At 43.5% G+C, this 12,308-nt stretch carries 13 protein-coding genes; 6 read left to right on the top strand and 7 right to left on the bottom strand.

The annotated features are described in order from the left end of the window. The first annotated feature begins 23 nt into the window (after positions 1 to 23). From DFER_RS04315 to DFER_RS04295, 4 genes are all read left to right on the top strand, one after another. Positions 24 to 884, top strand: coding sequence for a helix-turn-helix domain-containing protein (locus DFER_RS04315; RefSeq protein WP_015810384.1), 861 nt, complete (start codon positions 24 to 26; stop codon positions 882 to 884). 187 nt (positions 885 to 1,071) lie between these two features. Further along, on the top strand, positions 1,072 to 1,383 hold the full coding sequence (locus DFER_RS04310; RefSeq protein WP_015810378.1) for a transposase: 312 nt from the start codon (positions 1,072 to 1,074) through the stop codon (positions 1,381 to 1,383). A 14-nt stretch (positions 1,384 to 1,397) separates the two neighbouring features. Further along, positions 1,398 to 2,264: an IS3 family transposase gene (locus tag DFER_RS04305; protein WP_015810383.1), complete on the top strand. Its 867-nt coding sequence runs from the start codon at positions 1,398 to 1,400 to the stop codon at positions 2,262 to 2,264. 718 nt (positions 2,265 to 2,982) lie between these two features. Then, complete coding sequence (locus tag DFER_RS04295; protein WP_015810381.1) at positions 2,983 to 4,416, top strand: hypothetical protein; 1,434 nt, start codon at positions 2,983 to 2,985, stop codon at positions 4,414 to 4,416. Positions 4,417 to 4,642: 226 nt separating this feature from the next. Here the strand turns inward: DFER_RS04295 and DFER_RS29510 are convergent, their stop codons facing one another. The 3 genes from DFER_RS29510 to DFER_RS04285 all read right to left on the bottom strand — a co-directional run bounded on the left by DFER_RS29510 (position 4,643) and on the right by DFER_RS04285 (position 6,601). Beyond that, on the bottom strand, positions 4,643 to 4,768 hold the full coding sequence (locus DFER_RS29510; protein ID WP_229206180.1) for a hypothetical protein: 126 nt from the start codon (positions 4,766 to 4,768) through the stop codon (positions 4,643 to 4,645). Positions 4,769 to 5,408: 640 nt separating this feature from the next. Beyond that, positions 5,409 to 6,275 carry an IS3 family transposase gene (locus DFER_RS04290; RefSeq protein ID WP_015810379.1) on the bottom strand — a complete coding sequence of 289 codons (867 nt, stop codon included), beginning with the start codon at positions 6,273 to 6,275 and terminating at the stop codon, positions 5,409 to 5,411. A 14-nt stretch (positions 6,276 to 6,289) separates the two neighbouring features. Beyond that, complete coding sequence (locus DFER_RS04285; protein ID WP_015810378.1) at positions 6,290 to 6,601, bottom strand: transposase; 312 nt, start codon at positions 6,599 to 6,601, stop codon at positions 6,290 to 6,292. Between the two features lie 231 nt (positions 6,602 to 6,832). Between DFER_RS04285 and DFER_RS04280 the strand changes: the two genes are divergently transcribed. After that, positions 6,833 to 7,312, top strand: a complete 480-nt coding sequence (locus DFER_RS04280; RefSeq protein ID WP_015810377.1) for a hypothetical protein — start codon at positions 6,833 to 6,835, stop codon at positions 7,310 to 7,312. Between the two features lie 3 nt (positions 7,313 to 7,315). Beyond that, on the top strand, positions 7,316 to 8,611 hold the full coding sequence (locus DFER_RS04275) for a C10 family peptidase (protein WP_015810376.1): 1,296 nt from the start codon (positions 7,316 to 7,318) through the stop codon (positions 8,609 to 8,611). Positions 8,612 to 9,226: 615 nt separating this feature from the next. Here the strand turns inward: DFER_RS04275 and DFER_RS29830 are convergent. From DFER_RS29830 to DFER_RS04260, 4 genes are all read right to left on the bottom strand, one after another. Next, positions 9,227 to 9,487, bottom strand: a complete 261-nt coding sequence (locus DFER_RS29830) for a hypothetical protein (RefSeq protein WP_143828656.1) — start codon at positions 9,485 to 9,487, stop codon at positions 9,227 to 9,229. A 228-nt stretch (positions 9,488 to 9,715) separates the two neighbouring features. Then, on the bottom strand, positions 9,716 to 10,354 hold the full coding sequence (locus DFER_RS30835) for a pentapeptide repeat-containing protein (RefSeq protein WP_374754560.1): 639 nt from the start codon (positions 10,352 to 10,354) through the stop codon (positions 9,716 to 9,718). A 27-nt stretch (positions 10,355 to 10,381) separates the two neighbouring features. Next, on the bottom strand, positions 10,382 to 11,257 hold the full coding sequence (locus tag DFER_RS04265; RefSeq protein ID WP_015810373.1) for a lysophospholipid acyltransferase family protein: 876 nt from the start codon (positions 11,255 to 11,257) through the stop codon (positions 10,382 to 10,384). Next, a complete protein-coding gene (locus DFER_RS04260; RefSeq protein ID WP_041734738.1) occupies positions 11,254 to 12,180 on the bottom strand; it encodes a DUF6268 family outer membrane beta-barrel protein in 927 nt (308 codons plus the stop codon). Before DFER_RS04260 ends, DFER_RS04265 begins: the two co-directional genes overlap by 4 nt. Between the last annotated feature and the right edge of the window lie 128 nt (positions 12,181 to 12,308).

Genomic DNA, 12,308 nt, shown 5'->3' with positions numbered 1-12,308 from the left:
CGTCACAATAAGCGTATATAGCCATGAGTACAACCGTTTTCAACAACAATTTAAAGACGCTGGGATTGTTGGAGGTAAGTCAGGAGCAAACACACGCAATCAACGGGCCAGCGTATAAGGAATACATTAAGATCCTTTACCTGCCTGCCGGCTACAAATTAAAAGTCGATTTCACCTGCTACGACACGCAGCAACCAACCTTGTTTTTCATCAGTCCGAACCAATATCTGGAACTGCAAGCAGCGGGTCGGGAGAGCGGATACTTTATTTTTTACAACCGCGATTTTTACTGCATTCAGATCCACGACCAGGAAGTGGCCTGTGACGGTTTGCTGTTCAACAACATCCGCAACATGCCCAAAGTGGAGCCTTCGGATGCTGAAAATGATTTCCTGAGTGGGGTTTTCAAAGAAATGATCCAGGAATTCAGCCTGAACGACAGCTCATTAGAAGAGATGGTCCGCACTTATCTTAAACAGCTGCTCATCCGCGCCACGCGCTCGTGGAAACGGCAGCATCTGACCCATGATGTGACCGATCAGCAAAGCGACCTGGAATTTTTCCGCAAGTTTACCCGGCTCGTCGAAGAGCATTATAAATCCAAACACACCGTTGCCGATTACGCCGATTTCCTCTGTATGGCTCCAAAAACGATCACCCACAAATTCAACCGCCTGCGGCTGCCGCAGCCAAATGAGGTGATCAAGAACCGGATCATACTCGAAGCAAAGCGGCTACTGGCGCACACTTCCCTTACCGCCAAGGAAATCGCCTACAACCTCGGCTACGACGATCCGGCCTATTTCAGCAGGCTGTTCATGACTAAGACCGGCGAATCACCTTCCAGTTTCCGCGCAAACTTTTTGGGGGCACAAGTTCTTTAAAGGAATCTACAGAACTCTATATATCTCATCACTCTCTTGAAGTGTATGACTAACGATCATTTGCATATGCAGTGAAGCATAAGCCGATCCCAAGACATCCAGAAAAATATGCCGACGAGAAGTACAGATTAAGGTGTACTAAGGTGGCTCCAAAAAGCGGCACACATTCTTGCACAACCTAAGTGCAATGGAAAAGCGATTTGGGGTAAAATCCCGAAGAAGTTATGATGCTGATTTCAAGCAAGAACTGACTACAATGCTAATGTCCGGCAGGAGTGCGCGAGAACTTTCCCAGAGTTTTGGAATTGCAGAAAATCTTCTTTATCGTTGGAAAAGCATGGCGACGATGAAGACAAAAACGAAAACGGGCGATAGTGAAAGCAGTAAGTCTGCGAAGCTTGCGGCTGAGAATGCAAGATTGCGGGCTGAGAACGAACGCTTAAAAACCGACCGTGAGATACTAAAAAAGGCGTTAGGTCTTTTCAGCAAGTCCGACTGAGAGACGTCTATGACTTGATTTTCAACCTGTCGAAGACGAATAAAGTAAGCTACCTATGTCGATTATTCGACGTTAGCAGAACGGCCTACTACCGATACAGGCGCGGAGAAAGTCATAATGCGGACAAGAAATATAACCGTCCAAAGCATGAAGTTCGGATCGAATTTATCCGGAACATGAAACGCTACGGCAGTCGACGAATCAAGGAATCCTTGAAGCAAAAAGGCATCAGAATCGGCCGTCGAAAGGTGGTTGAAATCATGCGAAGAGAGGGTTTGAAAGCGATCCAGCCTCCCAGATTCATTCCAAGGACTACTGACAGTAAACACGGCAAACGGATTTGCGATAATCTGCTTCTCGATCAGCCAAAGCCGGATCACCCCGATGCGATATGGGTGTCGGATATTACCTACATGCCACTAAAAGGTGGTAAATGGGCATATTTGTGTATCTGGATGGATCTGTTCTCTCGCCAGATTGTCAGTTGGAAGCTTGATGAGAATATGCAGGAAAATCTGGTGAGGGAGCCATTGGAAAAAGCGCTGTTGAAGCGAGGAATTAAGCCTGGTCTAATAATTCATTCTGACCGGGGAGGTCAATATCTGTCACGTAGAATGAAGCAAGTAGTCAAAACTTTCAGATTGAAACAAAGCATGTCGCGAGCTGACGATCCCTACGACAATGCCTGTGCGGAGTCATTGTGGAGTCGATTAAAGGCCGAACTGAGTATTCCCAAAGGAGGATATATCAACCTCGAGGTATTGAGATCCGTACTTTTTGAATACATCGACGGGTATTATAACACCCGGAGGTTACATTCCTCTTTAAATTACCGAAACCCCGTAGCATTCGAAACTGAATACTACCGAAAAACTGGTTAAACAGAAATAAAATCAATTACTAACCAGCAAGAAGTGTAAACCAAAAAGGAACCACGTCAGTACCGCTCCACCTATAATGAACTCAAACATTCCTTCGAACGATACATGTCAAGTGTCACCAGTTCGGCAGAGTACAGAAAAACCACCGAATAAATCGAAAGGATAAGATTCTACAATTGCGGCACAATTCATGTAGTCGTTTAGTCGATGCGTGACAGGCCAGTAAAAACCTGGGAGAAGACGATATCAGGTTGATGTGCTGGAGCGTTGCCCAAGACAGTGACCCCGCTGGCGTAAAATACGCGAGGAAGCGGGTAGGAAGGAACATAGCCAAAAATGCCATGGAGCTAGCCGGGTACCGGCAGCAACAGAGTAGGCAAGGATTGGATACAGGAGGGACACGCGAATGAGTTTGGGAATGTAATATTTGGCGCTTTTGACTAACTCAAAATTCAATAATACATCTGCCTTATCGGATTTTTACTTTCAACTTGACGGTTAGATATTTCCAGAAAAATCTATACCGGTTTTATGGATCTTGAACAGAACTGGTTCAGGCTTATTTTCAGGTGTCAAAATTACATCAGCATTAAGCAACGTCTTCCGAAGCGAAGGTTCAAAAAAATCGTTAGTAAAGTATCGAAGAGGACGTTCCCCGTGTTAATTAAGAAAGCATTACTTTTGAGACTCGACACCCAACTCTTTCCATAATACCTACATGAGAACCTTTCCCCTACTACTAGCTATTTTTGTCTTCATTGCAGCATGCAAGAAAAAAAACAGCCAAGTAGACCCTCAACATCAATGCCTTACACCGACCGAAGTTAAAATACAACATATTTCTGGGCAGGATGTAAATTTTGTCTTAGTCGGCACAGATAGCACATCGATAGGTAAGGTAGCATGGACAATTATTAGCGACGAAAAGACGGTCCAAATCGAAACAAATGGAAAAACCCTAGTCACACAAAACTTTTCGAAAAGTGGAAATTTTAGGGTAACAGCCATAGTACAAACCGTATGTAACAAAAACATCACTTTAACAAGGACTGAAAACTTCAAAATTGAACAGTATCAACGACAATGGATAACCGATATAGGGCAGTTCCAAGATAGTATCGACTACCATTTAGCCGAGTCTGTAAATGGAGGCTGCATCGCAGCGATAAATGGCTGGTACTCAAAGCAAATTATTAGTCTTAATGCAACCGGGCAGCTTCTTTGGAAAAAATCACTTGATTGGGAAGATTCAAAATATACGGTATCGATACTGACTGCCGGTGACGAAGGATATATTCTAGGCACAACAACAAACTCGAAAAGGTATGGACTATTGAAAATTTCGAACACCGGCGAGAAAATATGGGAAAAAGAGTTCTATGGAATACCAAATCCTAGTATGATGTTTCCGGGGGACAACCTAAGAAAAGTAATAAGTGCCTCAGATGGCGGGTACGTTCTTGCAGGAATGTCAAACACCAGAGTAGGCAACAATAAGTCAAGCCCACAGAAAAACTCTGCTTCAAACGACACGAACACCGCCTATGACATCTGGATAGTCAAAGTCGACGCCCAGGGTAACAAGCAATGGGACAAGACAATCGGCGGCAGTGATGCCGAATACATAAGCAACATCAAAGTTACACCTGATGGTGGATATTTGCTCAATTGCGTTTCGAACTCTAAAATCTCCCTGGACAAAACCGAAGATATCGAAGGTGATTATGACAGGTGGCTTGTGAAAATCAACAAATCGGGTGATATCGAATGGGATAGAATACAACCCGCCGATACATACGGCCAAATGATCACATTAGCAGACGGATCAATCATTATTGAAAAACAAAGCTATCCAACAGGAGTAGGATACCGAAAGCTAAATAGTTCAGGACGCAAAATTTGGGAAAAAGAAATACAAGGATCGGATGCAACACTACTGCCATCTGTAAAAGGCGGGTTCATAATGTTTGGCAATCTTGGAGCATATAACTTTATCAAATTCAACAATGATGGCGAAGTTCAAGATAGAATATCGATTGAACTTAGTGAAGGTCTATTACGACCGTGGTCTCCAACAATAATGACGTCATCAGGCGGACTATATGGCTTTTTGTATTCCGGTAGCAACAGGAGTATCTTCTATGTGAAATAAGCATGACCAATAGTTACAAACACGTAGAAATCGGTATGGAAATAACAATCCAAGACTACACGACAAAGTACAGAAATCGATTGGGTTAACATCACTGCGCAAATTATAGCAGCAATTATTGACGCTAGTGCAGCCTTGTTCGTATATTATCAAAGCAACAGAGCCGCGAGAAAGAAGGATGAATTGGTTCATAAAGAAGCAAACAAAAACAGGCTTCAATATCTACTTAACGCATTAGAACAGTCCTTAAAGTGTATAGAATGCTACAGACAAGGGTGACTTCAAAATTAGGTCTCTGGGCATATTCTCTTAATTGGGTTAGCTGAATTTCCGGATTCTGTCCTCTATCCATGGTGGATACCCTTGCATATAGTGCTACCCGTTTGGTTAGACTTATCTGGTCTTTCACTTAATTTATCAAACAAAAAGGAGTTCCTTTACAAATATACTTTTTGACGGTTAAAAACAGGCTTTAAACCAATTTCAGACGGAGTGAATTTTGACACCCTTTTTGATAACCCATATTCGCATGGCATCACGTTTTTTGGACCAGTCCCAGCGTGACCGTTACGAGAAGGTCCCTGGGGAAATATCGGAGTATGACCTAATGCAATTTTTCCAATTACACGATAGGATAAAATTCTGCTCAAATCGTTCAGAGGGGAGCTGCTGAGAACCTTTGAATTCAGCTCAAACGTCTACGGAGAGAGTCAGCAGCAAATGGAGCGGTATTTGAATCAGTGCACTGCCTTCGATGAACCCGAAGTGGCCAAACTCGTGATAATACCACAATAGAACCATATTAGGGAAATTCCCGTCCGATTAGGCATCTAATAGAAAATATTCTATCAGAAAGAGAGCATTAGCTGACTAACTGGAGAATATTCCATGACAATTTGTATGCGTCTCTCATCACTAGCCCTAAACGCCCGGTGACGTGGTTCCTTTTTGGTTTACACTTCTTGCTGGTTAGTAATTGATTTTATTTCTGTTTAACCAGTTTTTCGGTAGTATTCAGTTTCGAATGCTACGGGGTTTCGGTAATTTAAAGAGGAATGTAACCTCCGGGTGTTATAATACCCGTCGATGTATTCAAAAAGTACGGATCTCAATACCTCGAGGTTGATATATCCTCCTTTGGGAATACTCAGTTCGGCCTTTAATCGACTCCACAATGACTCCGCACAGGCATTGTCGTAGGGATCGTCAGCTCGCGACATGCTTTGTTTCAATCTGAAAGTTTTGACTACTTGCTTCATTCTACGTGACAGATATTGACCTCCCCGGTCAGAATGAATTATTAGACCAGGCTTAATTCCTCGCTTCAACAGCGCTTTTTCCAATGGCTCCCTCACCAGATTTTCCTGCATATTCTCATCAAGCTTCCAACTGACAATCTGGCGAGAGAACAGATCCATCCAGATACACAAATATGCCCATTTACCACCTTTTAGTGGCATGTAGGTAATATCCGACACCCATATCGCATCGGGGTGATCCGGCTTTGGCTGATCGAGAAGCAGATTATCGCAAATCCGTTTGCCGTGTTTACTGTCAGTAGTCCTTGGAATGAATCTGGGAGGCTGGATCGCTTTCAAACCCTCTCTTCGCATGATTTCAACCACCTTTCGACGGCCGATTCTGATGCCTTTTTGCTTCAAGGATTCCTTGATTCGTCGACTGCCGTAGCGTTTCATGTTCCGGATAAATTCGATCCGAACTTCATGCTTTGGACGGTTATATTTCTTGTCCGCATTATGACTTTCTCCGCGCCTGTATCGGTAGTAGGCCGTTCTGCTAACGTCGAATAATCGACATAGGTAGCTTACTTTATTCGTCCTCGACAGGTTGAAAATCAAGTCATAGACGTCTCTCAGTCGGACTTGCTGAAAAGACCTAACGCCTTTTTTAGTATCTCACGGTCGGTTTTTAAGCGTTCGTTCTCAGCCCGCAATCTTGCATTCTCAGCCGCAAGCTTCGCAGACTTACTGCTTTCACTATCGCCCGTTTTCGTTTTTGTCTTCATCGTCGCCATGCTTTTCCAACGATAAAGAAGATTTTCTGCAATTCCAAAACTCTGGGAAAGTTCTCGCGCACTCCTGCCGGACATTAGCATTGTAGTCAGTTCTTGCTTGAAATCAGCATCATAACTTCTTCGGGATTTTACCCCAAATCGCTTTTCCATTGCACTTAGGTTGTGCAAGAATGTGTGCCGCTTTTTGGAGCCACCTTATAGTGCCGGTGTTCTGCCAGCATAAAGAAGCTAAACAGTTTCCAAAATCCCCGCAATACATCTTCATATTATCTATATGTTAATTCACAAGTTAACGTATGGACACATGAGCATTATACATATATTTGAAGTGTAGTACTATTTCGGCACTTAATACGGAGGCAATAAACCTCCATTAACCTCATGAACATTTCAAAACTATTTCTTATCATTTTTTGCTTCCTAATTTTTGGATGCAAAGACAAAAAAATAAATTCTGTCAATATCGATACTAACATCGATATTGTACTGGTTAATTCATCTGGCGCTAATCTAATCGAACAGAACGAGATTAGTGATAGTAATATTAAGGTATATTACTTAATTAATGGAAAAAAAGAGCTTTATTTCAAGGGTAATCTTGACTACCCTAGAGGCTATGCCATTGTTAAAGATTCTGAAAATAGAAATATATTCAGGTTATACCCAAATGACAATCAAGAAACTCCAATTACATTAATCGAGTTCCCAAATAGCGATATAGATACCATTCAGTGCGATTTTAACAAATCAGGTTCTTCCACCATCTGTACTCAGGTTTCATATAACGACGTAATAAAGTGGAATAAGACGGGGGATCAGTACGAAAAATCAAGAACTTTCACTATCACAAAAAACCTATAATTCATGAAAAAGTATTTACAGAAAATATGCCTTCTTTTATTAGTATTTTTAAATAACTGCAAAGAATCAAGTATTACTGATTATCAAGACAATATAAGTGAAATAGATAATCATATAGTGTCAAGTGAAGACGCAAGTAAAGTTGCCATTTTAACAACGATATTCCCTATCTCATTTAAAAAAGATCCTAGTAATATGTCTGCTAGGAACATGAAGTTACATTCCGAAAAAAATAAACCAAAAAAAATAAAGAACTCGCTTTCAGTTAAACACGAACAAGATAATGCTAGTTTTTATATTTATAACTTTGATGGTGGTGGATTTACCATTATATCTGGGGATAATAGGCTTCATCCTATATTAGCCTATTCAGAAGATGGTTACTTTCCAATTGACAGTTATTTCGTTTACCCTAGTGGTGTAGTAGGATGGCTATCAAATACTGATGAATTAGTAAAACAGATAAGACAAGATGGTATAAAACAATCTAAATCTGTTCAATCTGCATGGTATAATTTTTCAATTGAGGCTAGTATTGCTCTAAATGAGACGCTTTCATTCTCTGAACCCGAATGTGCCTACAATGGCCAAACATATAGCACGTATGAAACCTATTCTCCCCTTACAGTGACTCATTGGGGTCAAGGAGTGGGCTTTAACGATGCCTTAGACAACATGTCCTGCTCACTTTATGACAATGGAAGACCACCTACCGGCTGCGTTGCTACGGCAGTTGCGCAAATTATGGCTTTCCACCACTATCCGTCTACCTTTAATTGGTCCGCAATGCCTAATTCTGGGGGAAGCACAGCCACGGCTAACCTAATGAAGGATATAGGCGAAAATCTTGATATGGATTATGGGTGTGATGGTTCTGGTTCACAGACTGATGATGCCGATAATGTTTTAAGAAACGATTATGGATATACTTCTGCCACATGGAGCAGTAATTACGACCCTTCCATTGTATTTGCAAACATATCCGCAGGAAGACCCGTTATCTTAAAGGGGGGTCGAGTAGGTAAATGGTGGATTTTTAATGTATATGATGATGGACATGCCTGGGTATGTGATGGGGCCAATTTAGCAACGGATTATATATGCAACAAATGGGAAGATGATGGTGACCCTAACACAACAGAATACCAATGGCTATTTAATGGTAGCAGTATGCTTTTCCATATGAATTGGGGCTGGCCTGACGCCCTGCTCGATGGATATTTCACTTCATATAATTTCAAACCCGGAAGCCATACATTCAATTATCAAGTTGGTATGGTCTATAATATATATCCTTAATTACAATCAAAAGAGTATATATAGGAAAAGGGCGCCGAAGTTCGGCGCCCTTTTTATCTCTCCCTTGATGGTGGTGGGATTTGCCTTGGTGGTGGTGGCATTTCCTCAGTTTCCCTCCCTCCTGGGAATGTTGTCCTTTCCTTATCCAGAAGATCGTCAGGAATTTACTCCCATGGAAAAAACCTTAATTACTAACCGATAAGCAAGGTTTTATGATACAAATGAGCTAACTAGCTCTAAAAAGTCGCTAGAATAAAACTTTGCCCACCTATCGCTATCCCAATTGCTATCCAACCTGCCACTAAAAATCCCACACTGGACTTGATCTTGTTCATTTAGCGTGGCTGGTATAAATCTCTCCATTAAGAAGGCTGCTCCTGCCGCATCAGCACTACCATTATCGCCAAGATATTGGTTCTCCCGTTCAAGGATATGAGATTAATCCCGGATTTGGATTTTTGACCAGTAGCAGTGTTGTCCCCCCAACTAAATCCATCTGATGAACTAGACAATAGAACGCCATTGGTTGCGTTTCGAGCCACAAATCCGACAACAAGTTTATCACCTACAACGGTCAAACCGGGGGCAGTGGAAGTTGTTTGGCCGATTTGAAAATTAAGGCTCCATTTTGACACCATCATTAGATGAACTCATGAGCAGTGCGCCAGTGCCATTTTTTGCAACAAAAAAGATAACTAGCTTGTCCTTGAATGCGGCCATTGCTGGTGTAAAATCAGTCCGTTCGCCGACCTGAGTATTAGCAGTCCATGTTACACCATCATCTGACGAGATTATAAGAATGTCTCCTGAGCCGTTTGCAGCTACAAAACTCCGGCGAAAGGTACGTTTTAACGACCGAATTTTTTGAAGGGACAAGATCGTATAGTTGGAGATATCTGGTAAGACTGGCTTCGAACTCAAAATTGCTGGCGCGGCTGGTATGCCAGAAAATCGATTAGTTATTCCCACGAACAGAGACCTATCCGACTATTCAATTGGGAATGTTGATTGAAATTTCATATAAGGATATCTGGCACTTGCGCTTGCGATCCTTATGCGGACGCTTCTATTTTCAGCTAACGGCTCGCTATTACATTGATGATGTTAAAAGCATGGGAGCATAAGCGTGTCCAGTATCTGCTCACAATATGATTGGGGCTCACGTATCTTTATCTCAAATCTGTCCAGAAGCCCGGTGATATTTTGCCTGGAAAATGATGTGTTTTTAATTCGGTTGAGCCTTGGATCGATAGTAAAATTAAAAGCCGATTCAAAATCAGCCTCGTCCAATATGGTATTTTCAAACCTTGCAGCCGAAAGATCGCAGTTCTCAAAAGAAGACCCCGTCAGATCTACTCCGGCGAAGTCTACATTGCGCAGAGTGCATTTATCGAATCTTGTCGTCGCAATGCGAGTCCCGGCGAAACTCGAATAATCCAAAACGCACCTGGAAAACGCGAAGGACAGCAAAGATGCATTACACTTTGAAAATTCTACCCCCACAATTGCACATTCATCGAAAATCGCATTGCGAAAGCCGGTATGCTGAACATCGACACGATACAGCTCGCAACGGGTAAATTGGCAATTGATGAAGTTACAGCTGCTGAAATTCGACCTTTCGAACCGGCAATGCCGGAACACGCAATTAAAAAACTGGCGCTTACTAAAATCCGATTTCACATCTCTAATATCAGAAAAACACTCATTGTGATAGGACTCGTCATCGGGATATTGATACATATTCATATTGGGATCAAGGGTAAATTCCTATCTTTTCCAGCGCTTGTGGGTCCATAACCAACCATACGGCTCTGCGAGGATATTGTTTTCAAGCAGTGAGACGTACTTTCTCGTGATTTCTCCGTTGACCGTGCACTGCGCCTGGGCACATACCGGCAGGCAGCGCACTTCGTAATATCCCTTCGAAAGCTGTGTCACATGCAGGAACACCACCGCCGATCCGCTCTGCCGTGCCAGTCTCTCCATGCCTGAGACGACATATGTGGGCTGGCCAAGTAAGTCGAGCCTGATGCTATCATCCCCGACGGATGGGCACTGATCTGCCAGGAACAGATACGCGGCTGGTGCTGATCTCCTGGTGAGGATATGCCGCGTCACCTGCTTGTCGGGTATAAGCTTCATGCCGAACCGCGACCGCAGTTTAATCATGAGTTTGTCCATAGTTTGCGAACGCAGAGGCTTATACACGGCATACATGTCCAGGCCAAGTTTGTAGGGCATCAAACTAAGCATCTCCCAGTTACCGCAGTGCCCCAGGCAGACAATGACATTCGTTCCGGCATTCAGGTGCGTTCTGATAAGCTCAACGTTCTCGAAAACCATCCGTTTGCCGAGCACCGCTGCCGGTGCCGAAATACTTTTTACGATTTCAGCGAGATAGGCGGTGAAACAGCTGTAAAATTTTCTGACAATGCCGACCACCTCACCATACCGCATGTCCGGGAAAGAGCGGGCCACGTTCTGAACCGCCACCGCCTTTCTGTATCCGGGCACGTAATAGGCTAAAATGAAGGCGACCGTAGCCATGCCGTACAGCAGCGTCATCGGGGCCAGGCTCATTACATACACGAAACCATAGGCGCTCTTGTACCCGATGTATTCCAATGCGCGCTTGACTTTCATCGTTTCAAATCCCATTTCAGGCCAATGGACGCATAGGGAGATGCAGAAAAGTAGTAGTCATTATTGGAGGCAAACATCCCCTTCAACGTCCTGTCGCTGTATGCAGCCGGGCGGTACAGGTTCAGCCCAACCATGGCCGTCGCCGTAAGCCCGGTTTTCCCCAACTTCACTTCCGGACGCAGCCCGGTGACTATGTATTGGTGAGAGAATATCACATCTTTACCCTCCTTTTCAAGCAGGGCCACTTGGCCATTCATTTCCAATACCCACGAAAGCTTCAAGTGGTCATTTAGCTTGTAGCTGGCCGCCACGTCCAGGCCGTCAATCAATTCAGCGCTCACATTGAACTTGCCGTGGCGCTTCCAGTTCACATACACGGCCGGAAACACCATCGGATAGCCCAGCGAACTGTTCAGCGCCAAACCGCCACCAATCGACAAGTTTGGTTTCAAATGGCGGATAAAAACTACGCCGGCACTTCCGAGTACGTTTTTGAACCCGATATTAGAAAAATCCGTCGATGGAGTGAATACACCTATACCCACACTCGCCCTGAGGGACCATTTCTCATTGAGCGGCCGCAGGTGGTAAATGCCCGCTTGCAGGTTCATGATCTCGGACACCATTTCGCCGGCGAAATGCTCATTATTCAGGTATGCGTAAGCACCGCTGAAACCCACACCCCAGGCAGTGGGGCGGTTATGTTCATTGAGTCTGGTTGACAATGGGATATTCACTGCGCCCTGGTACACAATGGAAGATCCTTTGCTGTCACCGATCTTTTCTTTCGGCTTATCCCCACTTGGCAAAAACCAGTAACCTGAATTACCAATGAACTCGGTCTTAAAAGAGGCTTGTTGCGCGTTTGCTTTCAGACAAAGCAAGGTCCCGAGCATTGTTGCAAATAATGATGCTGATTTCATGACTTAGACTTAACTGGCGTTTAAATTGTTCATTTCTCAGCAAATGTGAGCCGAATGATACAACACCAAAAGTCAAAAACCACAGGGTTTAGAATGGGCAGGCTGAAGTGCAGAATACAGGAAATGGA

Origin of the sequence: Dyadobacter fermentans DSM 18053, from assembly GCF_000023125.1 — a bacterium.
In the GTDB taxonomy this organism is placed as follows: Bacteria; Bacteroidota; Bacteroidia; order Cytophagales; family Spirosomataceae; genus Dyadobacter; species Dyadobacter fermentans.
Note: the sequence above shows the minus strand (reverse complement) of the source record. Positions and strands in the feature narration are given on the sequence as shown.

What these genes read in the sequence shown, in the direction of transcription:
- DFER_RS30835 (WP_374754560.1), bottom strand. Translation starts at nt 10,354, where the DNA reads ATGTATCAATATCCCGATGACGAGTCCTATCACAATGAGTGTTTTTCT.
- DFER_RS04315 (WP_015810384.1), top strand. Translation starts at nt 24, where the DNA reads ATGAGTACAACCGTTTTCAACAACAATTTAAAGACGCTGGGATTGTTG.
- DFER_RS04280 (WP_015810377.1), top strand. Translation starts at nt 6,833, where the DNA reads ATGAACATTTCAAAACTATTTCTTATCATTTTTTGCTTCCTAATTTTT.
- DFER_RS04310 (WP_015810378.1), top strand. Translation starts at nt 1,072, where the DNA reads ATGGAAAAGCGATTTGGGGTAAAATCCCGAAGAAGTTATGATGCTGAT.
- DFER_RS04295 (WP_015810381.1), top strand. Translation starts at nt 2,983, where the DNA reads ATGAGAACCTTTCCCCTACTACTAGCTATTTTTGTCTTCATTGCAGCA.
- DFER_RS04265 (WP_015810373.1), bottom strand. Translation starts at nt 11,257, where the DNA reads ATGAAAGTCAAGCGCGCATTGGAATACATCGGGTACAAGAGCGCCTAT.
- DFER_RS04260 (WP_041734738.1), bottom strand. Translation starts at nt 12,180, where the DNA reads ATGAAATCAGCATCATTATTTGCAACAATGCTCGGGACCTTGCTTTGT.
- DFER_RS29510 (WP_229206180.1), bottom strand. Translation starts at nt 4,768, where the DNA reads ATGGATAGAGGACAGAATCCGGAAATTCAGCTAACCCAATTAAGAGAA.
- DFER_RS04275 (WP_015810376.1), top strand. Translation starts at nt 7,316, where the DNA reads ATGAAAAAGTATTTACAGAAAATATGCCTTCTTTTATTAGTATTTTTA.
- DFER_RS04285 (WP_015810378.1), bottom strand. Translation starts at nt 6,601, where the DNA reads ATGGAAAAGCGATTTGGGGTAAAATCCCGAAGAAGTTATGATGCTGAT.